At 38.2% G+C, this 23,068-nt stretch carries 25 protein-coding genes, 1 tRNA gene and 1 other annotated feature; of the genes, 25 read left to right on the top strand and 1 reads right to left on the bottom strand.

The annotated features are described in order from the left end of the window. Nucleotides 1-11 precede the first annotated feature (11 nt). Together ACSYSF_RS06470 and ACSYSF_RS06465 are read left to right on the top strand one after the other, a co-directional pair. On the top strand, nucleotides 12-848 hold the full coding sequence (locus tag ACSYSF_RS06470; protein WP_489867214.1) for a COG3942 and LysM peptidoglycan-binding domain-containing protein: 837 nt from the start codon (nucleotides 12-14) through the stop codon (nucleotides 846-848). A gap of 207 nt (nucleotides 849-1,055) precedes the next feature. Continuing rightward, nucleotides 1,056-1,445: a rhodanese-like domain-containing protein gene (locus ACSYSF_RS06465; RefSeq protein WP_489867213.1), complete on the top strand. Its 390-nt coding sequence runs from the start codon at nucleotides 1,056-1,058 to the stop codon at nucleotides 1,443-1,445. Nucleotides 1,446-1,529: 84 nt separating this feature from the next. On the opposite strand, the gene ACSYSF_RS06460 is transcribed toward ACSYSF_RS06465, so the two are convergent. Beyond that, nucleotides 1,530-1,712: a DUF3042 family protein gene (locus ACSYSF_RS06460; RefSeq protein ID WP_489867212.1), complete on the bottom strand. Its 183-nt coding sequence runs from the start codon at nucleotides 1,710-1,712 to the stop codon at nucleotides 1,530-1,532. A gap of 73 nt (nucleotides 1,713-1,785) precedes the next feature. On the opposite strand from ACSYSF_RS06460, the gene ACSYSF_RS06455 reads away from it, so the two are divergent. The 23 genes from ACSYSF_RS06455 (at nucleotide 1,786) to ACSYSF_RS06345 (ending at nucleotide 23,060) form a co-directional block, all read left to right on the top strand. Beyond that, the gene (locus ACSYSF_RS06455) at nucleotides 1,786-2,415 is read left to right on the top strand and encodes a glycerophosphodiester phosphodiesterase (protein WP_489867211.1); all 630 of its coding nucleotides are present in this window, start codon (nucleotides 1,786-1,788) and stop codon (nucleotides 2,413-2,415) included. A gap of 2 nt (nucleotides 2,416-2,417) precedes the next feature. After that, nucleotides 2,418-3,341, top strand: a complete 924-nt coding sequence (miaA, locus tag ACSYSF_RS06450; protein ID WP_489867210.1) for a tRNA (adenosine(37)-N6)-dimethylallyltransferase MiaA — start codon at nucleotides 2,418-2,420, stop codon at nucleotides 3,339-3,341. A gap of 70 nt (nucleotides 3,342-3,411) precedes the next feature. Next, the gene (locus ACSYSF_RS06445; RefSeq protein ID WP_489867209.1) at nucleotides 3,412-3,759 is read left to right on the top strand and encodes a MerR family transcriptional regulator; all 348 of its coding nucleotides are present in this window, start codon (nucleotides 3,412-3,414) and stop codon (nucleotides 3,757-3,759) included. Between the two features lie 27 nt (nucleotides 3,760-3,786). Then, nucleotides 3,787-5,133 carry a type I glutamate--ammonia ligase gene (gene glnA, locus ACSYSF_RS06440; protein ID WP_489867208.1) on the top strand — a complete coding sequence of 449 codons (1,347 nt, stop codon included), beginning with the start codon at nucleotides 3,787-3,789 and terminating at the stop codon, nucleotides 5,131-5,133. Nucleotides 5,134-5,274: 141 nt separating this feature from the next. Beyond that, nucleotides 5,275-6,153, top strand: coding sequence for a hypothetical protein (locus ACSYSF_RS06435; RefSeq protein ID WP_489867207.1), 879 nt, complete (start codon nucleotides 5,275-5,277; stop codon nucleotides 6,151-6,153). A 1-nt stretch (nucleotide 6,154) separates the two neighbouring features. Continuing rightward, nucleotides 6,155-7,159 carry a hypothetical protein gene (locus tag ACSYSF_RS06430; RefSeq protein ID WP_489867206.1) on the top strand — a complete coding sequence of 335 codons (1,005 nt, stop codon included), beginning with the start codon at nucleotides 6,155-6,157 and terminating at the stop codon, nucleotides 7,157-7,159. A 5-nt stretch (nucleotides 7,160-7,164) separates the two neighbouring features. Beyond that, the gene (locus ACSYSF_RS06425; RefSeq protein ID WP_489867205.1) at nucleotides 7,165-7,686 is read left to right on the top strand and encodes a dUTPase; all 522 of its coding nucleotides are present in this window, start codon (nucleotides 7,165-7,167) and stop codon (nucleotides 7,684-7,686) included. 54 nt (nucleotides 7,687-7,740) lie between these two features. Next, nucleotides 7,741-7,814, top strand: a tRNA-Arg gene (locus ACSYSF_RS06420). Nucleotides 7,815-7,990: 176 nt separating this feature from the next. Then, nucleotides 7,991-8,067 (top strand) — a sequence feature (ribosomal protein L21 leader region). Between the two features lie 29 nt (nucleotides 8,068-8,096). Next, complete coding sequence (gene rplU, locus ACSYSF_RS06415; RefSeq protein WP_042491645.1) at nucleotides 8,097-8,399, top strand: 50S ribosomal protein L21; 303 nt, start codon at nucleotides 8,097-8,099, stop codon at nucleotides 8,397-8,399. A 25-nt stretch (nucleotides 8,400-8,424) separates the two neighbouring features. Next, nucleotides 8,425-8,736 (top strand): 50S ribosomal protein L27, encoded by a 312-nt coding sequence (gene rpmA / locus ACSYSF_RS06410; protein ID WP_489867141.1) that lies wholly within the window; start codon nucleotides 8,425-8,427, stop codon nucleotides 8,734-8,736. A gap of 249 nt (nucleotides 8,737-8,985) precedes the next feature. Beyond that, a complete protein-coding gene (locus ACSYSF_RS06405) occupies nucleotides 8,986-10,572 on the top strand; it encodes an Nramp family divalent metal transporter (protein ID WP_489867140.1) in 1,587 nt (528 codons plus the stop codon). A gap of 376 nt (nucleotides 10,573-10,948) precedes the next feature. Beyond that, complete coding sequence (locus ACSYSF_RS06400) at nucleotides 10,949-12,121, top strand: isochorismate synthase (RefSeq protein ID WP_489867139.1); 1,173 nt, start codon at nucleotides 10,949-10,951, stop codon at nucleotides 12,119-12,121. Beyond that, a complete protein-coding gene (gene menD / locus ACSYSF_RS06395; RefSeq protein ID WP_489867138.1) occupies nucleotides 12,114-13,793 on the top strand; it encodes a 2-succinyl-5-enolpyruvyl-6-hydroxy-3-cyclohexene-1-carboxylic-acid synthase in 1,680 nt (559 codons plus the stop codon). The genes ACSYSF_RS06400 and menD overlap by 8 nt, the downstream gene beginning before the upstream one ends. Next, entirely contained in the window at nucleotides 13,790-14,596 is an 807-nt protein-coding gene (gene menH / locus ACSYSF_RS06390) for a 2-succinyl-6-hydroxy-2,4-cyclohexadiene-1-carboxylate synthase (RefSeq protein WP_489867137.1), read from the top strand. The genes menD and menH overlap by 4 nt, the downstream gene beginning before the upstream one ends. A gap of 14 nt (nucleotides 14,597-14,610) precedes the next feature. Further along, nucleotides 14,611-15,732: an o-succinylbenzoate synthase gene (menC, locus tag ACSYSF_RS06385; RefSeq protein ID WP_491737223.1), complete on the top strand. Its 1,122-nt coding sequence runs from the start codon at nucleotides 14,611-14,613 to the stop codon at nucleotides 15,730-15,732. A 39-nt stretch (nucleotides 15,733-15,771) separates the two neighbouring features. Further along, a complete protein-coding gene (locus ACSYSF_RS06380; protein ID WP_489867135.1) occupies nucleotides 15,772-16,869 on the top strand; it encodes a M24 family metallopeptidase in 1,098 nt (365 codons plus the stop codon). 1 nt (nucleotide 16,870) lies between these two features. Beyond that, nucleotides 16,871-17,323, top strand: coding sequence for a phosphoesterase (locus tag ACSYSF_RS06375; protein ID WP_489867134.1), 453 nt, complete (start codon nucleotides 16,871-16,873; stop codon nucleotides 17,321-17,323). A 15-nt stretch (nucleotides 17,324-17,338) separates the two neighbouring features. Further along, complete coding sequence (locus ACSYSF_RS06370; protein ID WP_489867506.1) at nucleotides 17,339-17,959, top strand: metallophosphatase; 621 nt, start codon at nucleotides 17,339-17,341, stop codon at nucleotides 17,957-17,959. A gap of 4 nt (nucleotides 17,960-17,963) precedes the next feature. Then, entirely contained in the window at nucleotides 17,964-19,340 is a 1,377-nt protein-coding gene (locus tag ACSYSF_RS06365; protein WP_489867133.1) for a bifunctional metallophosphatase/5'-nucleotidase, read from the top strand. Nucleotides 19,341-19,361: 21 nt separating this feature from the next. Beyond that, nucleotides 19,362-20,051: a YutD family protein gene (locus tag ACSYSF_RS06360; RefSeq protein WP_489867132.1), complete on the top strand. Its 690-nt coding sequence runs from the start codon at nucleotides 19,362-19,364 to the stop codon at nucleotides 20,049-20,051. After that, nucleotides 20,048-20,824 carry a TIGR01457 family HAD-type hydrolase gene (locus ACSYSF_RS06355; RefSeq protein ID WP_489867131.1) on the top strand — a complete coding sequence of 259 codons (777 nt, stop codon included), beginning with the start codon at nucleotides 20,048-20,050 and terminating at the stop codon, nucleotides 20,822-20,824. Before ACSYSF_RS06360 ends, ACSYSF_RS06355 begins: the two co-directional genes overlap by 4 nt. Nucleotides 20,825-20,939: 115 nt before the next feature. Further along, nucleotides 20,940-22,088, top strand: coding sequence for a hypothetical protein (locus ACSYSF_RS06350; protein ID WP_489867130.1), 1,149 nt, complete (start codon nucleotides 20,940-20,942; stop codon nucleotides 22,086-22,088). A 99-nt stretch (nucleotides 22,089-22,187) separates the two neighbouring features. Further along, nucleotides 22,188-23,060: a phosphate ABC transporter substrate-binding protein PstS family protein gene (locus tag ACSYSF_RS06345; RefSeq protein WP_489867129.1), complete on the top strand. Its 873-nt coding sequence runs from the start codon at nucleotides 22,188-22,190 to the stop codon at nucleotides 23,058-23,060. Nucleotides 23,061-23,068 lie beyond the last annotated feature (8 nt).

The following is a 23,068-nucleotide window of genomic DNA, read 5'->3' as shown; positions in this document are numbered from 1 at the left end:
GAATAAAAACGATGACTTCAAATGCACAACGTTCAAACAAAAACTGGCTTGTAGCCGCTGCTACTGTCGCTGCAGCTGCAATTTTACCTATGACACATACGTCAACAGTATCAGCTGATGAAACTAAGGCTGATAGTGACACACATGCTTCATGGCGTGCCAAGACAGTTGATGATGTTAAGTCAGTTCTACTAACAGCTGGTAAAGAATATCAAGTACAATCAGGTGATACACTTTCAACTATTGCAGAAGCTACTGGTGAATCAGTTGAAGATATTGCCGCTGCTAATGGTGTGTCAGATATTCACATGATCAGTGTTGGTGAAGTATTGAAGTTAGATGTTGATAATGCTGATAAGCAAGCAGCACCACAAAAGACAGCTAACCAAAAAGCACCAGAACAAAAAGCTGCTGCACCTAAGCCACAAGCAGCTGCTAAGCCACAAACAAATACACAACCTACTGTAGAAAAGACGGTCGCAACTGCACAACCTGCAGCACCACAAAAGACGGCAGCCCCAACTTACAGTACTGCTGGTAATTCATACCCAGCTGGTCAATGTACTTGGTTTGTAAAGAACGCCTTGTCATGGGTTGGCAACAACTGGGGTAATGCTTCAGGATGGGCTTCATCAGCCGCTGCTGCCGGTCGCACTGTTGATGGTCAACCAGCTGTCGGTGCTGTTGTTGTCTTTGCGCCAGGTGAGCAAGGAGCTGGTGCATTGGGTCACGTAGCTGTTGTTGATGCTGTTAATGGTGGTTCTGTTTCAATTTCAGAAGGAAATTATGCTGGTATGGCATACCACACACGTACGATTTCAGCTGCAGGTTTGACATTTATTCACTAATAAAAGTGTATTATTGATAGCAAATATTTTTGATAAGGGTTGGAATTTAATTATCCAGCCCTTTTTATTGTGAAAAGATTAGTGCAGAAGTTAGAAATCTTTTAATTTCTATTAAACACAAAACAAAATAATATATTTTCAAAGATTTATTGGTCAATTTTTGATATGATATTATAAGTATTGACTTAAGAAATGGGGAAATTTAGCATGTGGATGACGCTATTTATAATAATTTTAATTTGGCTACTATGGATTATTGGTAGTCGCCTTTGGACAAAGACTTTATTAAAACAATCAGCAACAGTATTGACTGGTGAAGAATTTGAAAAGCAAAGCCATGGTCACGACATTATTGATATTCGTGAACCTTCAAAATTTAAGTCAAAGCATGTTTTTGGTGCGCGTAACATCCAATATATGTTACTAAAAGATAACCATGCTGCAATTCGTCAAGATAAGCCCGTTTTCTTGTATGATGAAAACGGCCAATTTGTGGCTCGTATTGCTAAGATTTTGAAAAAAGATGGTTACGATAAGATTTATGTATTGAAGGGTGGTTTTAACTCTTATACAGGCAAAGTTAAGTCAAACCAATAGTAAATTAAAAAGCCAGTTAGATGATTGAAACATAATATGATTTATGGTTCATCTAGCTGGCTTTTGTTATGATATTAGTTTAAATTAAAAACGGTTGCCGTGTGATTGTGCAGCCTTACGAGCAGATTTACGTTCAGTTTCTTCAAACTTTGCTTCTTCTTCTTCGATTGGCTCAACCGCAACTTTATGGAAAGTAAAAGCAGTTGCTGCAGTAGCAGCTATTGTGCCGACAACCCCTGTTAGAAGTCCTGCCCCAAATTTTTTCATGTTATGTTCCTCCAAATATTTGTTAAAATTATTTTAACATATTTATAACCATTTAATAAATAGAGGTATAAAAATGAACTTACCAAAAAAGACTGTTATTGCCCATCGTGGTGTGCATGATCATGGCACTCCTGAAAATTCTATCTCAGCATTTCAACGAGCAATTGATGGCCATGCCGATGGTTTAGAAATAGATGTGCAATTAAGTAATAATCGCTTAGTCCTTAAGCATGACATTAATGACGAATCAACTGATATGTTGCCAACATTTAATGATTTTTTGGATTTAATTGAGCAGACAAATTATCAAGGCTTATTATTAATTGAATTAAAAGGTGCCGAAGGTGCCGAAAGATTATATAAACAATTGAAAAAACGTCATTTTGAAAACCCAGTTATGTTGCAATCATTTTGGGAACAACCATTGTTAACTTGGCGTGATTTGGATCAAAATATTGCCATTGGTTATTTGCGTCATTATCCAAACAAAAAGAGCTGGCGATTAGCAAAGAAAAAAGTTATCCAGCAAGTGAACTTGGATTATCGTTATTTACCGTTACGTATTTTTTCACCATGGTGGTTACCAACTTATTGGTGGACCATTAATCGGCCATCAGTGACATGGTTGTTAATGCATTTACCAGTAGCAGCAGTGATTACTGATAATATCAAACAAGCTGCAAAGTATCAAAAAGGAAAATAAGTATGCAAAAGTTAGTAGTCATTGTTGGTCCGACTGCAGTTGGCAAGACAGCGCTGTCTTTAAAAATTGCGCAAAAATATAATGGTGAGATTGTTTCTGGGGATTCGATGCAAATTTATCGCGGGTTGGATATTGGGACAGCGAAAGCCACTCCGGACGAACAAGCACAAGCCCCACATCATTTAATTGATATTATTGATCCAACTGAAAATTATTCAGCTGCAAAATTTGTGTCAGCAGCTCAAACGTCGATTAACGAGATTACTGCACGTGGTCATTTACCGATTTTAGTTGGAGGCACTGGCTTTTATGTACAAGCATTATTAGGTGATCGCCCATTGGCAGTTATTCCTGATGTTGATGATCCTGAATTTGTGGCTCATTGGACGAAAATTGCCCATGAAGAGGGGGAAGCAGTGCTACGTGAAGCTCTAAAAGCAGTGGATGCGACAAGTGAGGCGCGTATTTTACCAGGGCAAATTCGCCGTTTAGTTCGTGCTTTATTAGTTAGTACCCATATCGGACAACCTTTTTCTGACTTACAACCAGAGCCGAAACGGCGCTATGATGCTGCGATTATTGGTCTGACAACTGATCGATCGGTATTGTACGATTGCATTAATCAGCGGGTTGATTTAATGATGACAGCCGGTATTTTGGATGAAGCCAAATTTGTGCAGCAATTACCGGCAGACAGCACTGCCCAACGTGCGATTGGTTATAAGGAGCTGTTTGGTTATTTAGATGGCACGAGTTCTTATGAAGATGCAGTCGCCTTATTAAAGCGGAATTCAAGACGTTATGCAAAACGACAAATGACCTGGTTTAATAACCAGTTTTCCGACATTCATTGGTATGATCTTGTGCAGTATCCTGACCAACTAGACCAAATCATGGACCAATTAAACCAATTCGTGTTAGAATAACTAACATGAAAGCACATCTGTGAAATAGAGCGTGGTATTATTCTATTCATATCATAGGGAGGTCGGTAATATGAGTAAACGAGAATTACAACGTGATTTAGCTGTTTTACCGATGAGCGTCGTACGAGAGTTAACAGGGTTAACTGATCGTCAGGTGCGTTATTACGATCAACAAGGTTTAGTTAAACCACAAAGAGGGGCTGGTAAGCAACGTCGTTTTTCTTTGGATGATGTTGATCGATTGCTTCAAATTGCTGAATATTTAGATGCAGGTTATACTGTGGCTGAAATTCGTGAAGTTGATGCTAAGCAAAAACGTCGACAGCAAAATGCCGATCCTTCCGAAGAGAGTTTGCGACACATGTTAGCAGATGAGTTGTTAAATATTGGTCGTTTTAATGGTCAGCAAAAGTTTTAGACATATAGAACAAGGAGACGTGGATTAATGGTACGTAGAGCATATACAAAAGATGATATTCGACAGAAGATTGTAGATGAAAATGTTGAGTTTTTGCGTTTACAGTTTTCAGATGTTTTTGGCAATATTAAAAATGTCGAGGTCCCAGTTTCGCAACTAGAAAAAGTATTATCAAACAACTTGATGTTTGATGGTTCATCAATTGAGGGATTTGTTCGTATTGAAGAGTCAGACATGTACCTTTACCCTGATTTAGCTACTTTCATGATTTTCCCATGGGCAACCGATGAACATGGTGGAAAAGTTGCACGTTTAATTGCTGATATTTACACATCTGATCGTGAACCATTTGCGGGTGACCCACGAAACAACTTGAAGCGTGTGCTTAAGCAGATGGAGAGTGATGGCTTTAGCACATTTAATATTGGTACTGAGCCTGAGTTCTTCCTATTAAAGTTAGATGAAAATGGTAAGCCAACGATGAAGCTAAACGATAAGGGTGGTTACTTCGATTTGGCACCACTAGACATGGGTGAGAATACACGTCGTGAAATTGTGCTTGAAATGGAAAAGATGGGCTTTGAAGTAGAAGCTGCTCACCACGAAGTTGCACCAGGACAACACGAAGTTGACTTCAAGTATGCTGAAGCATTAGACGCAGCTGATAATATCCAGACATTTAAATTAATTGTTAAAACAATTGCTCGTAAGCATGGTTTGTATGCAACCTTCTTGCCAAAGCCAATTTCAGGTATTAATGGTAATGGTATGCACACCAACATGTCATTATTCAATGAAGATGGTAACGTCTTTTATGATGAAAATGGCGAGTTGCAACTTTCAGACACAGCTTACCACTTCTTAGGTGGTATGCTAGAACACGCTGCTAACTTTACCGCACTTACAAATCCAACTGTTAACTCATACAAGCGTTTGACGCCAGGATTTGAGGCACCAGTTTACATTGCTTGGTCAGGTTCTAACCGTTCACCAATGGTTCGTGTGCCAGCTTCACGTGGTAACTCAACTCGTTTGGAGTTGCGTTCTGTTGACCCAACAGCAAATCCATACTTAGCCTTCGCTGCAATTTTGGCATCAGGTCTTGATGGTATCGAGCGCAAGTTAGAACCAAATCATGCCGTTGATCGTAACATCTACTTGATGGATGAAGGTGAGCGTCGTCGTGCTGGTATTACTGATTTACCTGATACATTGTTAGAATCAGTAAACAAGTTGGAAGAAGACGAAGTGATTACATCAGCTATTGGTGCGCATATGGCAAGAACTTTTGTTGATGCTAAGCGTCTTGAATATCAATCATATCGTCGTGAAGTTTCACAATGGGAAATTGATAATTATCTAGAACAATACTAAAATTTTTTAAAAACTTATAAAAAACAGCGCTATCTTAATCTTAAGTAGCGTTGTTTTTTGCATTCTCGTTGTATGATAGTAGTAGGCGGATTTTTATCCGTTAGCATTTATAAGTTATCAATAAAAATAGGAGGGGTTGAGATGGAAAGTACGCCATATATTCAGACAGATTTACCGTCAGATCAATCCGTGTTACAACAAAAACTGCAAAGGAAGCTAGATTATTTAGCAGAAATTAAAAATGCGGTTGTTTCGGGGGATGATCGTAAGGTTTATGAATTACTAGATAATCAAAAGTATGATTCAAAGGTGCTTCATAAATCCGAAACGGAATCTAATCGACCATTAGCAACGTTGGTAGATGATATCCAAGATGAATTAAGTCATTATTTGGGACAAAAGTTAATTAGTTACTTATCAAAAACCTTCCCATTCTTTTACTATGAAGAAACGCAGTTGGGTGTTTTCCAATTGTACTTTGGAAATTGGTGGGATCGTCGTCATTTCGGTATTTTAGATCCATTAGCGGTTAATTTTATTTTCGATGATGATGAGTATGAAAAATTAGTTAAAGCTGTTAGCTTAGCAGAACGTGGGGAACGTTATCATGCGCAAGTCATTGAAGATACCACACGTGCAAATGAAACACTACAGAAAGTGATTGATGATCAAAATCAACGTGATGCTGAACGTACACAATTGGTTGCACAATTATCAGCTACTGAAGAACGTGGTGGACTATTTGGGAATCGTGGTCAATCTGAGCAACGTGAAGTGCTTAAAGAACGGTTACAACATTTGGACGCAGCTGATGCTAAAGCACAGACGGTACCGGCATTAATTAAAGAAAACAACGCTCAAATTTTGAATTATTCCAAAGAGGATACCATTTTAATTTATGAGCAACGGGCTATTATGGATACTTTTGGAACGTTTGATAAATTCCAACAAGCAGTTGTTAATTTGTATGAAAACTATGTATCAAGTTTAGCAGTTTCTTCTGAAGAAGGAGGTGCTTAATATGACAAAGCACTTACGACAACGTGTTGATTCCTATGTGAACCTACTAGCCAATGATATTGGTCAGATTCAAGATTTATTAGCACAGGTGAATGAATTAGCTAATACGAATGATCCTAAAAAGGTCCATTTACTAGCACAACAAATTATCTCTTCACATTTAGATACAGAATGGGTCGTTGTGCCTCGTCAGTATTCACAAGCAGATTGGTTCATGTTAGTGTTTGATCGCTTGTTGAGTTTTGCTGGAATTGAGGATTATGACATTTTAACGCCAGCTGAACGCGAAGAGTTAACTTTAGTCTTTCCAGGATTAGATGAACCAGCCACCTTTGAATTTGAAGTTAACCATGATAAAAACGGTGGGGCCTATTTTACAGAATTAGGTACGCATAAGCGCTTGTTTTATTGGTCATTAACGCGTCGACAAATTTATTTTAATGCGGATGATATTACTGATTTGTTGGTAGAAAATTTCCGTAAAAAAACAACAGCCAATCGAATTCGATCAATTGTTCACCTTTTGACGATATTTGGCCGCTATATGGAAAAGGAATTTAACTATCAAGTTGATTACAATATCTTAGAGACACATGATGATTATTTGTATCCACTAAAGCAAAAAGAGCTAGCGGCCGGCATGTTGGATCGCTTGTTTGTTTTGTCAGCAGATTCAAATTATTTCTTGCAAGCCATTCCTAACGGGGCTGGGTTAGTCTTACATGATGGTGTCGAAGTGCGAATATTCTATGTTAATGATGCGACAGAACAAAATTCGCAACGTTGGCATTTCCAAGTGATTGATGGTCAAGATGCATTTTCTTGGTTAGATGTGCTGTTAGACTATGATTTCATTGGTGCTTGGTACTTGATTGAACGTGATAATTTGGCTATTGAAAGTGTGCCAATGGTGTTTGACGAGGAAACAACTACGGAAACAATGCATGATAATCAAAAGCAAGTTGTTGTGCCTGAAGTTTTAATGCCTAAGGCAACAGAGGAGTAATTGGCATGACGGAATTGGATATTGCATATTATCTAAGGCAAACCAAAGATATGTCACATATGATTAGATCAGAATGGGAGATGCCCATTGGACCAAAATACGAGTTATTAAATGATTACTTGAATTTGGATGTCACGTTAAGTCAATTAATATTACAAACCAAGACAATTATGGTCAATGTGCCACATGAAACGAAAACTAAGGATGCTGAATTGTTGACGGTTTATGCCCAAGCGTTCATTCAATTTTTGACAATTAGTTTGAAACAACAATGGACACATTTAATGGTGATGACCGATGAAGATATTGACCAATTTAAACGCTTCCCGCAAATGCGGTTAGCTCACCAATATATGGGCATTAAAACCATGTTGTTGAATAGTTATCATCAAAAACGGCAAAGTGATTTTGCACATGCATGGCGGTCGTTTTTGAAATTAGGCTTAGTTGAATTACAATTTTCACAGTCTAATCTTGATCAAGCGATTCGAAAAATTTTAATGACAACTTCGCTTGATTCATTATGAAAATAAACGTACAATAGATGAGGCGGACTCATATTCGTCGCATCTATTTTATATGCAACTGTAGCACAACTGGATAGTGCACTCGGTTTCTACCCGAGCGGTTGTGGGTTCGAGTCCCACTAGTTGCATTCTTATGGTCTGAGAAGAGTTGACTATATTAATTCTCCTCAGACTATTTTTATTGAGTATACGTTTCTTCATTAGCTAGTTTTTGTTAGGTAATGAAATTAGGCTGAAATAGCACATTATGATTGATATTCAGTATTGACTACGTTATAATACTCTATGTTGTGTTTGTGTATCTCACAAACTGCAACCACTCATAACCTGTATTAAGTGATTATTGTAATCCGCGGGGGATTGGTGAGTCTAAGTTTTTTACAAAATTTTTTATGGAGGTCTACAAACTCATGGCATCATATGCAATCATTGAGAACGGTGGAAAGCAATACAAAGTTTCTGCCGGCGACGTAATCTACGTCGAAAAGATGGACGCCGCAGAAGGTGACAAGGTTGTCTTTGACAAAGTTGTCTTCGCTGATGGCAAATTAGGTGCACCTTATGTTGAAGGTGTTACTGTTTCAGGAACTGTTGAGAAGCAAGGTAAGGAAAAGAAAGTTGTTACTTTCAAGTACAAGCCAAAGAAGCACTCACATGCTAAGCAAGGTCACCGCCAACCTTATACTAAGGTTGTCATTGACTCAATTGCCTAAGCCATCGGATAGGAGGATTTAAATCATGCAATTAAATTTGAATAACTTGACGATGCTTGCTCACCACAAAGGTGGTGGTTCATCAGCCAACGGTCGTGACTCAGCTGGTCGTCGTCTAGGTACAAAGCGTGCTGACGGACAAGACATCAAAGCTGGATCAATCATTTACCGTCAACGTGGAACTCACATCTACCCAGGTGTAAACGTTGGTCGCGGTAACGATGATACATTGTTTGCTTTGACTGATGGTGTTGTAAAGTTCGGTCGTATGGGCCGTGACAAGCGCCAAGTATCAGTTGTATCTCGTGAAGAATACAAAGAAATTGTTGCTAAGTAATTAGCGATTTAAAATAACCTTACTAATTTTTATTAGTAAGGTTATTTTTTTATGCTTATTTAGAGATATAAACATATTATTTACTTAAATATAACCGATTGATTGATACGGAAATGTAATTAAACACGCGATAAGAAAGATAATATTATCTTTTTAGAAAACTGTTTTTTTATAAAAGAAAAAATATTTTTACTTTACAAGATAAAAAGGTGTATAATAATTTCTGGGTTGATTGAAAGGTGGTTAAAAATGAGTATGCAAGGGTCAGAGACTCCTAAGAAGCATCACTTAGTACAGTATGCTAACGGACCCTCACTAGAGGAGATTAACGGAACCGTTGAAGTTCCAAAAAACAAAAGCTTTCTAAGAACACTATTTATGTATTCTGGACCAGGTGCACTGGTAGCGGTAGGTTATATGGATCCCGGTAATTGGTCAACATCAATTACGGGTGGGCAAAATTTCTCATACCTACTAATGTCTGTTATTCTAATGTCGAGTTTAATTGCAATGTTGCTACAATATATGGCGGCTAAACTGGGCATTGTAAGTCAGATGGATTTGGCGCAAGCAACGCGTGCACGTACTGGTAAGACATTAGGTGTTATTCTATGGATTATGACTGAGTTAGCCATTATGGCTACAGATATCGCTGAAGTTATTGGTGGAGCCATAGCACTTTATTTATTGTTCAACATTCCGTTAGTTATAGCGGTATTCTTGACAGTTTTGGATGTTTTATTGCTATTATTGCTAACTAAAATTGGCTTTAGAAAAATCGAAGCGATTGTTGTATGTTTGATTTTAGTTATTTTGGGTGTATTTATTTACCAAGTTGCACTATCACATCCAGCATGGGGTGAAGTATTTGGTGGTTTGATTCCAACGGGTCAAACATTCTCATCAACACCTGAAATTAGAGGTATGACACCTATTTCTGGTGCGTTAGGAATTATCGGGGCAACGGTTATGCCTCACAATTTGTATCTACATTCAGCTGTTTCACAAACACGTAAAGTTGATCACAACGATGAAAAAGATGTTGCACGTACAGTTAAGTTCTCAACTTGGGATTCAAATATTCAATTATCATTAGCCTTTGTTGTTAATTCATTGCTTTTGATCATGGGTGTGGCTGTGTTCAAGTCAGGTTCAGTGCAAGATCCATCATTCTTTGGTCTTTATGAAGCTTTGTCAGATACATCAACATTGAGTAACGGTATTTTAATTCATGTTGCTAAGTCAGGTATTTTGTCAGTATTGTTTGCGGTTGCTTTGCTTGCTTCTGGACAAAATTCAACGATTACCGGTACTTTAACTGGACAAGTTGTTATGGAAGGTTTTGTTCACATGAAGATGCCACTATGGGCACGTCGTTTAGTAACCCGTTTGATTTCTGTTATTCCAGTATTAATTGCGGTACTAACAACTAGTGGTGAGAGTGAAGTTAAGCAGCACATTGCTATTAATAACTTAATGAATAACTCACAAGTATTTTTGGCATTTGCTTTGCCATTCTCAATGATTCCACTTTTGATGTTAACGAACAGTAAGACAGAAATGGGAAGTCGTTTTAAGAATAGTCTATGGGTTAAAGTGTTAGGTTGGGTTTCAGTACTTGGATTAACGTATCTAAACATGAAGGGATTGCCAGATTCAATTGCAGCCTTCTTTGGTGATAATCCAACAGCTTCACAAACTAGCATGGCTAATATGATTGCCTATGTCATTATTGTTTTAATCATTGCCCTTCTGATTTGGACAATTTACGATCTATATCAAGGTGACAAGCGTATTGCACAAGCAGAACAAGTTAAAGAAGACGTTTCAAAATAAGTTTTAAAAATCAATCCATCATAAAAGGGGTGAGACAAAAAATGTCTCACCCCTTTTTACAGTTTCATTATTGTTATACTATCAGATATTGTATACTAGAATTATGGAAAATCTACTTGATGTCATTTGTGAACGCGTTTATGCTATAAAAATTATAGGCTTATAATTCAAATAATTTTAGCAAAAAGAGGTTGGAACATTTTCTTTTGTCCCAACCTCCCACTGCGCTTTGGAGACAGGAAATTATCTGAGCAGTTGATTTCCTGTATAAGTGTAGTATACGCTGATGATTGTTCAATAGGTAACAAAAAAAGTGTGATTGTTGAGTTATGCGTTTCAAGAGCGAAACAATTACAAATATAAAAGAGGTAAAATTTTGGTATTCCCGACAGAAAAAGAATTACAACAAACTTTTAGTGTAGCTGAAGATGCGGTTTATTTTGCGACATCTGATGGGAAAAACAAGTATTATGGTTTCGGTAAACAAGCCGAACGTGTCGGAGCATCTTTTTTACAAGTAGCTGACTGGTTAGCAAATAATGCGGATAATATGCCAATATTTGGTGGCTTTCGTTTTGATGGTCAAGTGACGGCAAATTCTCAATTAATGAATGGCTATTTTATACAACCTGTAACCTTGTATGATGTGGCTAATCAAAGCGTTATTGGTGAACCAATACAGATGGCTACTGGTCAAACTGCGTCTGCTCTGAAAATACTTACGCAAACTGATGAAGAAGATTGGCCTGTACGTATCCAAGTTGCAATTGATGATATGAAACAAAATGCAGAACACGAAAAGGTTGTGTTAGGTCGGCAACGTGAGATAGAAATTGTTGGTGAATTGAATCAATTGGCTTTGTTTGATTATTTACAAACGGCACAAGCAACTAGCTATCACTTTGTATTAAAACGGTCCGGTGAATTATTTGTATCTGCAACGCCAGAACGTTTAGTAAAAGTGACAAACGGAAGCTTAGAAACGGCTGCTGTTGCGGGTACGATCAAGCGAGGTATTGATGCAGCAGCTGATCAAGCTTTAGCTGACGAGTTATGGCATGATCCAAAGAATCGTAAAGAACATCAAACAGTGGTTGCGACAATTAAAAACCAGTTGCAAGCGGCTAAGGTCGCTCATTTAGTTGTACCTAATGAGCCACAAATTATGAAAAATCCACAGATACAGCATTTGTATACGCCAATTAATGGTATTCTAGCTGAAAATACAAGTTTACTAACTTTAGCGGCTCAACTGCATCCAACGCCAGCCCTTGGTGGACAACCACAAACGTGGGCATTGTCAAAAATTGGTACGATTGAGCAAAAACCACGTGGTTTGTTTGGTGGCCCAATTGGCATGATTTGGCCAAATGGAGATGGTGAATTAATTGTGGGAATCCGTGCAATGTGGTACCACGACCAGTTAGCAACGTTATTTGCGGGTGCCGGTATTTTAGGTGATTCTGATGCTAAAATGGAATACCAAGAAACGAATTTAAAGATGTTACCAATGATGAATTTATTAAAGGAGCAAGGACAACATGACTGATAGTTTAACTGAAAATATCAAACACTTATTAACAAGTTTGGTTTTGCAAGGAGTGCATGATTTCGTGGTGTCGCCTGGTTCAAGAACGACGCCAGTTGCTTTGCTACTTGCTGAGATGCAACAAATTCGTGATGATGTTCGGGTAACAGTCGATGTTGATGAACGCTCAGCAGCCTTTTTTGCTTTAGGTATGGCAAAAACAACGCATCAACCAGTTGCTTTGTTGGCAACATCTGGTACGGCAACTGGAAACTACTTACCAGCAATCATGGAAGCAAGTATTTCACATATCCCATTGATTGCATTAACGACGGATCGACCACAAGAATTGCAACAAATTGGTGCACCACAGACGGTTCATCAAGATCATTTATATGGTGAGCATACAAAGGCTTTTACAGCTATTACGTTACAAGATGATCATGAAGACGTGACTGCTTATATTGACTATCATGTGCAGGAACTGGTTGGTGAAGCAACTACTAAACCAATGGGACCAATCCAAATTAATTTACCATTGCGTAAGCCATTGATGCCAATTTTAGGTGCCGACTGGCCAACTATAACACCACAAAGAATTTTAGTTGGGCAACAGCAGATTGGTTGGCAAAATGTGCAAGCAGTCGCTGCTTTACTACGTAAGCCCAAAGCGATGATGTTATTAGGCCCTGATGAAGTAGGTTGGGATATTGATAAGTTAAAGCAATTGGCTGCGCATTATCAATTACCCGTTTTGGCTGATGTATTGAGTAATTTCCGACCTAGTGAATATGCTATCAGTGGTATCGATAGTTTATTAGCAGCTGACGTTGTTACGGCTGATTTACGTCCGGATGTGGTATTGCGTTTTGGTGGTACGCCTGTATCGGCCAAAGTAACAGCCTGGTTGCGTGACGTAAATATTCCAGTTGTTCAGATTGGTCAAGAACATGCTGGTCATGATCATGCCCGCCATGCGCATACAAGCGTTTTAGCTGATACTGATGCGATGGTTGCGGACTTATTAGCTGAACCAGGTGTTAAGAATCACGATTTCTTAGCAAAATGGCAGACCGTTTCTGAAAAATTACTAGCAATTGTTGCTGAAAATAAAGAGCAAACAATGGAATATCAAATTCCAGCAGCCCTTGCTAATTTGCCTGAAAATGGCCAATTGTTTATTGCTAATTCAATGCCAATTCGTGATATGGATAATTATTATGTGCCTAATCATGCAATTCAAATTGCAGCTAACCGTGGGGCTAATGGAATTGATGGTACAGTTTCATCGGCCTTTGGAATGGCAATGAACGGTAAGCCAACGACCTTGTTAACGGGTGATCTAACATTATTCCATGACATGAATGGACTCATGTTAAGTCACCAAGCCCATGTACCATTGACAATTGTTGTTGTAAATAACCAGGGTGGGGGTATTTTCTCATTCTTGCCACAATCAGAAGCAAAAGCCTACTTTGAGCCAATGTTTGGGACACCATTACCACTGGTTATTGAACGGGTTGCCCATTTATATGATGCTGAATATAAGCAAGTTGATGATTTAGAAACGCTCAGTGAATTAGTCCATAAAACAGCCACACGTTTAAGAATTATAGAAGTTCAGAGTAACCGTGAACAAAACGTGGTTAGTCATCGACAATTAACGCAAGCGATTCAAGAGGCATTACAGTGAGAAAAGAAGTTATCATTAATAACTATTCATATGAAGTAACCATTGTGGGTAATGGTCAACCGGTGTGGGTATTTTTACATGGCTTTATGGGTAGTCAAGCGGAATACCAGCAAGTACAACCTAACGGAACCCGCGTTTATCTCAATCTTTTGGGATTTGGACCGCAAGCCCAAGTGGTGATGCCAGCACAAAAATTTAGGTGGCGACAACAAGTTCAAGATTTGAATGAATTATTGCAGCAACTAAATTTTGATTGGGTTAATATGGTCGGTTATTCAATGGGAGCAAGATTGGCATTAGCCTTTATAACCAAATATCCACAACGCCTGAATCACTTAGTTTTAGAAGGTGGCACGGCTGGCTTAGCGACCCAATCATTACGTCAAGAACGTATTATTGCTGATACGAAAAAAGCGAACCGTGTCCTGGAAATGGGGATGCCGGCATTTATTAATCAATGGGAACAAATGCCCTTATTTAAAAGTCAGCAGAATTTATCAGCTGAGAAGCAGGCATTCATGCATGAACAACGTGTTAATCAACATGCGGAAAATGTTGCGAATTCACTGCGTTTTTTCGGTACTGGCGCGATGCCTAATTTGTGGGCAGAGCTACCTAATATTCAAGTACCAGTGACATTAATTACCGGCTTAAAAGACCAAAAGTTTACCAAAATTAATCGGCGGATGAAAAGTACTTTGCCTAATGCCACATGGTATCAAATTAAGCAGGCTGGCCATAATGTTCATTTTGAACAAACAGATCAGGTGACAGCTATCTTGAATAATTTAAGCACTAAATAATGTTATTTTAGGAGGTGATTGACTTGCAAATACAAAAAATAACCCTGTATCCCTTAATGTTAACGTTGAAACAACCGTTTAAAACAGCTCATGACACGACGAAGCAGCGGCCACTGACGCTGATTGCTTTACAATTTACAACGGGGACAGTTGGTTATGGGGAAGTCCAGTCTTTTGTAGATAATCACTATACAGCTGAAACCCACGCCCAATCATGGCAAACTGTTAAGCAATTAAGTGCGAAATTAATTGGTCAGTCATTTGATGAACCAACTAATCTAGCCAAGTGGTTAGCCACGCAGACACACTTATCGTTTGCTAAAGCAGGTATTGAAATGGCTTTTTGGGATGCTTATGGCAAAGAATTGCATCAATCACTATTTATGTTATTAGGTGGTCAGCAGCATAAAATTGCTGTAAGTCAAGCAATTGGTATTCAAACAAATTGGCATGCGACCCAATTGTTAGTACAAGATGCCATTGATCAGGGGTATCAACGCATTAAATTAAAAATTAATCAAGCGACTGATTTAAACGACATTGCGCAGTTGGTCAAACAATTTCCGACACAAATGTTTTCACTTGATGCGAACGCTGCTTGGTCTGATGATAATATGAGGGCGTTGCAAATGTTAGATGAAGCTGGCTTAACTTTGATTGAACAACCGTATGCTGAAAATGCTTGGGATATGCATCAACGTGTCCAAGCTAAGTTACCGCATTTAATGTTGAGTTTGGATGAATCATTGAATGATTTTGCGGATGTCAAAAAAGCTATTGTTAATCAAACGACGAAAGCTTTGACCTTGAAGCAAGGTAAAATTGGGGGCATTACAACAACAAAACAAGCGATTGCTTTGGCCAACCAAGCCCATATGACACCGTGGATTGGTGGCATGCTGGGTTCTGGTTTGGGACGAGCTGTTGATTTAATTTTAGCTAGTCTGCCTGGTGCTAATACGATTCCGGCTGATAGCGCACAATTTGATCATTATTATGAACAGGACATTGCAACTAATTTGCCTTATGTAGAAGCAGGTTATTTAGCAGTACCTACAGGTGCAGGTATTGGCGTTAGTTTAGACTGGTCAGTGATTGCGCAATCATTAGTAACGGAGCCAACGGTTTATCAATAAGCACGTGGTACAATTTGTTATAATGAAGGAAGATAAGAAATGGGGACAAATATGACAACAAGAATTAAAAATGTACGACAAGTATTCACGCCTCTAAAAATTGATGGTTTATTAATTGCTGATGGTATGAATATGGAATATCTAACTGGCTTTACCGGCGGTACTGGGGATGGCCTAGTTTTAATTGGTAAAGAAAATGCTGCTTTGATTACGGATTCACGTTATGAAGATGCTTATCGTGATCAATTGCCAGAAGGTGTTGAATTATTGGTAACCCGTAACTACTGGGGTGTTGCGATGGCTGCTGCCCGTCGGTTTAACATTGATAAGTTAGGGTTTGAAGATTCATTACCATTTCGTGATTTTGACTATATTGATGAAAACTTTGTGGGAACCGATATTGCACCGGTACCAGATTTGGTTGAAGCATTACGTGAAATTAAGGATGAAGATGAGTTAGCGAAATTACGTCATTCTGCTGAAGTGGCTGTAGCTGGTTTTAACGATATGCTACCAGAACTACATATTGGTATGACTGAACGTGAAATTGCCAATTTATTGGATTATAAGATGAAGCAACGTGGAGCTGATAAGCCATCATTTGATACGATTGTGGCTTCAGGTTATCGTGGTGCATTGCCTCATGGTACTTATTCTGATAAGCCAGTTGCTAGTGGTGAACTTGTTACCATTGATTTTGGTTATTATGTTGACGGTTATACATCAGATATTACCCGTACATTGGCCTTTGGACCATTGGATGACGAATTAAAAGAAATTTATGATGTTACTTTGCGTGCACAAAAAGCGACGATTGCAGCAGTTAAGGATGGTGTTGCCATTAGTCATATTGATAAAGTAGCCCGTGATATTATTACGGAGGCTGGCTATGGTGATCAATACACGCATTCAAGTGGTCACAGTATTGGTTTGAATATTCATGAAGGTCCAATCTTATCTGTCAATGCACCAGCAGAAGACCAGATTAAGTCTGGTATGATTTTAACTATTGAACCAGGTATTTATTTAACTGACAAAGGTGGCGTTCGCATTGAAGATGACGTTATCGTAACTGATGATGGCTTTGAAAACTTAACTGAAGGGATTCCAACTGATTTAGTTGTGATTGATAAGTAATATGGCACTAGAATATTTCACTTTTTATCAAGGAAATTTAGCAGATGGCTTTAACTATATTTATGCTAAAAAAGTAAAAGATCATGCTTTTTATATTAATGTACCAGCTTCTTTAGATGTTGATATTATCAATATCGCTGATGAGAAATTTGATTTTTCACAAAATAATAAGTTGCAAATCACAATCGATAAAGATTTGCGACCATTTGCAGATTTGTGGCAAAATGTGACCTTTCAATGGCCTAATATTGAACGACAATTAGCAGCAATAACGTCTGATTGGCATGACGACTATCGCTTACAAAAGCCTGGTCCAGTTGTTGAATGGGGCTTAACAATGAAGTTGGCCGAAGAAGAACAACCACAAATAATTGTTGGCTACAATGCCTTCCCAGACAATTTTGAACAATTAGTACGTTGGCTAAATAGTTATGCGCAAGGTAAATTACGTTAGAAATTGAGGTTGATGATGGATTATTTTACGGCAGATACACATTATTATCATGAAGACTTATTAATGAGTCAGCATTTTTCACCACGGCCGTATGATAATCTACATGATGAACATCTTGGCTTAATAGCAGCGTGGAATGCACGAGTTAGTGAGCATGATCATGTTTATCATTTAGGTGATATTGCGATGATGAATCATGTGCGACCAGAAAGACATGCACATGAACTAGTGGCAAATATTTTGGCGCAACTAAATGGCCGGATAACGTTCGTTAAAGGTAATCATGATTCACGATCGTTATTTAAGTATTTAAGTAATCACAATATTACCCTAACAGATGGGCAACTTAAGTATGCTTTTGAAGATGTTGGTTGTATTGTAAAAGCCGACCATCATCAATTCTTTTTGACGCATTACCCGTTAATTTTTGGGAAGAGCCAGAACAGTATTAATTTACATGGTCATATTCATCATAATATGGTGGCAATTCCAGAGAATATTAATGTTGGTATTGATAGTGCTGACTTAGAATATTTAATGCCGTCAGAACGACCTACATGGGGTAGTCCCTTGACATTTAAAGAAATTGAAACCATCATGCAGCGTAAACACGATGATTTTGCAAAACGGAGGTGAAAAAATGTCCGACAAAATATCAATTTTACATACCAATGATTTGCATTCGCATTTAGAGCGGTGGCCTAAAATTCGTCGTTATTTGTTAACTCGTAAACGACAATTAATTCGTGACCAGCGAACAGTTTTGACTTTTGATATTGGTGACTTTATTGATCGCCAACACCCGTTAACGGAAGCAACAGATGGTCAAGCAAATGTTAGTTTAATGAATGAGATTGGCTATGATGGTGTGACGATTGGTAACAATGAAGGCCTGGGCTTAAATCATGAACAATTGAATCATTTGTATGATAGCGCCAATTTTCCAGTTATCTTAGGGAATTTAACGGATATTCAAACGCAACAACGACCAGCGTGGTCAATTCCATATAAGATTATTATGACGCCTAAGGGTACACGGATTGGCGTTTTAGGCTTTACTGCACCATTTGAACTGACGTACCCATTATTGGGTTGGCAACCTGAAGATGTTGATGCAGCTTTGGCAAAAATTTTGCCAGAATTAGCTGGTAAGACTGATGTTAATATTTTGTTGTCACATTTAGGTTTACCAATGGATCGGTATTTAGCAGAACATTATAGTGAACTTCAAATTATCATTGGTGCGCATACTCATCATTTGTTAGCCTATGGTGAAAAGCACGCTAATGCGTTATTAGCAGCGGCAGGCCGTTATGGTGATCATATTGGTCGTATTGATTTTGAAGTTTCAGATGGCAAATTGCTTAATGTGCAAGCGCGGACAATTAAGACTGACGATTTACCACCAATTCATGGGGATGATGTTGAAATTAACGGTTATCAAGCTAGCGGTGAAGAACAATTAACTAAGGATGTGGTCGCAACTTTACCAGTTGATTATCATATTGATTTAGGCTATGAACACCGTTTGATTGATTTAGGTTTATCGGCCATAATGGCACGGACTAAAACCGATATTGCGATGTTGTCAACGGGGATGTTCTTACATGACTTACCCGCTGGTGTTGTAACCGCAAATGATTTGCATAATCTGTTGCCACATGCCGTTCATCCTATGCGGACGATTTTGAAAGGTGCTGATTTATGGCGCCTAGTGAAAGAGGTGCAGAAGAATAAGCGCTACTTACAAGGTTTCCGTTTAAAAGGTATGGGCTTTCGTGGTAATCTATGGGGTGAAGTGATTTGGGCTGGTATTACAACAACTGATGATGGTGAAGTGTTAGTGCATGATCAACCAATTGATTTTGACGAATATTACACAATTGGTGCCTTAGATCATTATTTGTTTATACCTTATTTCCCAACTTTTGAAATCATGGGTCAAAATACGATGTCATATGATACCGTTTTGAGAGAAGATTTTGCAGATTATTTGCATAAAAAATTTGCACCATAATTGTAATAGAGAGATAAATAAATGAACCGAGAACGAATGAAAGAATTAGCTGACGCCCAATTTATTGAGCGTCAAGCTAGTACAGCTATCACAACGGGTGATACGCCAGAAGATATTTTTATTAATGGTCGGCATTATCACTTAGTAAAAAATTACCGTGATGCGTACGATCAACAAAAAATGGCAGCTCGTTTCAGTGATTTTTTGGAAAAATATGACTATTTAATGGGTGATATTGCAGCTGATCAATTGCGCTTACGTGGTTTTTATAAAGATGGCACGAAAGGTGTTGCCCGCAGTCAACAAATTTCAGCACTACAAGATTTCTTATATGAGCAAGCTAATTTTGGCGCACCATTTTTTGTTTTGGAAAATTTAGAGCCGCATGAAGTGATTGATGAGGAAGAAAAAGAGCATCCAAAGGCCAAGAAACGCCGTCGTCAACATAAGAATAATGCGAATAAAGGTAAGGCGAATAACAAGAGTGGCAATAAAAATAGCAATAAAGCCCATGCCCATAACCATCGTGATGGTAATAAAAAGCAAAAGAAATCACCAGTTGTAAAAGAAAAGACGCATCGTGCTAATCATCCTGAAAAGCATGTTGGTAAGCGATCAAATTCAGTTGCAACAACTGGATCAAAGAATCACCGACATTTTCAGGTTCGTGAGCGTCCTAAGAATTCAAAAAAGGATAAGAGTGAAGAATGACACAACGTTATGACGGTTACTTAATTGATTTAGATGGTACGATTTATAAGGGTACAACTAAAATGCCTAGTGGGCGACGATTTGTGCAAAGACTAGCTGAAAATCAAAACAAGTATTTATTTGTAACGAACAATTCAACTAAAACGCCTGAAATGGTGGCTGAGAATCTTACCAAGAATCATGACATTCCAACGACAGCAGACCAAGTGTATACGTCTGGTATGGCTTTAGCCGATTATTTAGCAAAGTTTGATGGTATTCATCGTGTCTTGATGATTGGTGAAGAAGGTCTTGAAGCTGCTTTACTTGCTAAGGGGTTTGAATTAGTCACCGAAGCACCAGCTGATGCAGTTGCGATTGGACTTGATCGTGATGTCACCTATGAAAAAATATTGCAAGGGACACTCGCTATTCAACAAGGTGCTAAATTTGTGGCCACAAATCCGGATACGAATTTACCAACTGAACGTGGGTTGGTGCCTGGTGCTGGTTCGGTTGTGTCATTTTTAGCAACAGCTGTTGAACCTGCGCCAGTTGTTGTTGGTAAACCAAATGATATTATTATGACTGGTGCTTTGGAGAAATTAAACATTACCAAAGACCAAGCTTTAATGGTTGGTGATAACTATAATACGGACATCAAGGCAGGATTGAATGCTGACGTGGATACTTTGTTGGTATACTCAGGTGTTTCAAAAAAGAGTGATGTTGCCAAAGAGTCACAACAACCAACACATTGGGTTGATTCATTAGATGATTGGCAAATTAAGTAATAATAAAGACGAATCGTCAGGATAGTTAGTAAAAAATTAGCTGTAACTGGCGTTTTATTTTATTTTTATTCTCTATATAATCAATGTAAAGTTAAACATTTAGAGGATAAATTTGATGAAATTACTCACACTACGCTTAACGCCAACCCAAGTATATGTTAATCATAAAAATGCAGGTTGCTGGCTTAATCAAACGCATGAACAGCTGCATCAATTATTATTACAACATGTGCAACAATTATCGGCTGATGGTACGTTAAAAATAGTTGACGATGGTTTTAGTCAAACCACCAAGTTATATTGGTGGTTACTGACACAATTTTGGGCATATGACTGGGCGCAATCCTTGACTGTCAAAATTAAATCAATACATGATAGCCATTGGCATGATTTAAAAACGGCAGCTTATTGGGGTGCGCGCTATATTTATCCAGCAGCAGATGGGATTACGATACCGTCAGCTATTCAAGCATTGCTGATTGGACAACAGTCAGTTTACAGCCAACCTGTTGTGGTGCAAACGAATGCCGAAGAATATCGATTAGGTTGTCATGTGCAAACAGTTTTGTTAACAGATGGCAGTCAATTAACCTTTATTGAATTACGTGCAGTTGAAACAGCAGCCAGATTAGGATATCGCTTAGTTTTGACCAATCATGATAAAACGGTCTTGTCAGTTCAGCTAAGTAAAGATGAGCGTATGGCTAGTAATGGACAATTACGGACAATTAATAACCGTATAATATATAAAGCATATGATAAACTATGGATAGAAACCTGTGAATTTAAGCAGCTTTATCAAAAGCAACAGCAGAAGTGGCAGCATTTTTGGCAATTATTCGATTTAATTTGGGAACATGATTATCGCTGGCATGATGTGTATCGATGTTTAATGTATCAGCTTTATTTGCAATGTTCATTAACTGAAATACAGCAGTTGTTGTGGACTGAACCAATCGCTGTGACAGGTGATTTTGGTTGTTTGAATTGGCAATGTCAGTGGCAACCGCTGTTCACTGGCTTATTAAATTGGCTTTTAGGTGGTTGTATGCACGATGATCAACTAGTCATTAGTCGTGAACCGCAATTACCATTAAGTGGGGAACGTGAATTTACGATTCAACATACAACCCAAAAGATAAAAGTCCGTTTAACAATTGAGGGAGTTCAAGTCCAGCCTAGTAAGCGTTTAAAGGTATTTAGTCAGGAAAAAAGGATTGATTGTAAACGTCAACGCTGGACATTAATTTGGCAATATAATTAATGTAAAGAAAAAATTTACAAAAAATAGGTTTCATATTTACAAATATTAGGGATAATAAAATCATAGTTATCGTAAAAGAAGTTTAGGAGGCGTTCACGAATGAAACGCAATTGGTTGATAAGTATTGCAATCGTGGTTATTGCTGGCTGCCTATTAACGTTTGGTTACACAACGCGAGATAAAAATAGGGATGTCAATATTACAGCAGTAGGCTCAACAGCGCTACAACCTTTAGTTGAAGCAGCCGGAGAAGATTTTGCACAGAAAAATTTGGGTGTGCATGTTAATGTACAAGGTGGTGGAACTGGAACTGGTTTGGCACAAATTCAAACCGGCGCCGTTGATTTAGGTAACTCTGATATGTTTGCTAATGAAAAAGATGGTATTAAAGCTGATAAATTAGTTGACCATCGTGTGAGCGTTGTTGGTATTGCACCAATGATTAACAAAGATGCGCAAGTTAATGCTTTAACGAAGCAACAGTTAATTGATATTTTTACGAAGAAAGTGACCAATTGGAAACAAGTTGGTGGCGCTGATAAGCCAATTGTTTTGGTAAATCGCGCTAATGGTTCAGGAACACGAGCAACATTTGAAAAATGGGGCTTAGATGGTGCTAAGTCAGCATCTGCTCAGGAACAAGATTCTTCCGGAATGGTTAAGTCAATTGTTAGTACAACGCCGGGCGCTATCTCATATACATCATTCGCCTATCTTGATGATTCAGTTATCACGCCAACGATTGATGGCATAACGGCAACGAATAAAAATGTTATTAATGGTAAATGGTCAATTTGGTCTTATGAGCATATTTATACTAAGGGAAAACCAACTGGTGAAGTTAAAAACTTTTTGAAGTATATTGACTCAAAGCACATTCAGCAAACACTTGTACCGCAATTAGGTTATATTTCAATTCATGACATGCAAGTTGAACGTGATGAAAAAGGTAAGTTAAGTACAGTAGATTAAGGAGTTTA

The sequence above is a fragment of the Weissella sp. ESL1139 genome (assembly GCF_058506735.1).
This window is presented reverse-complemented; position numbering and strand designations above follow the sequence as displayed.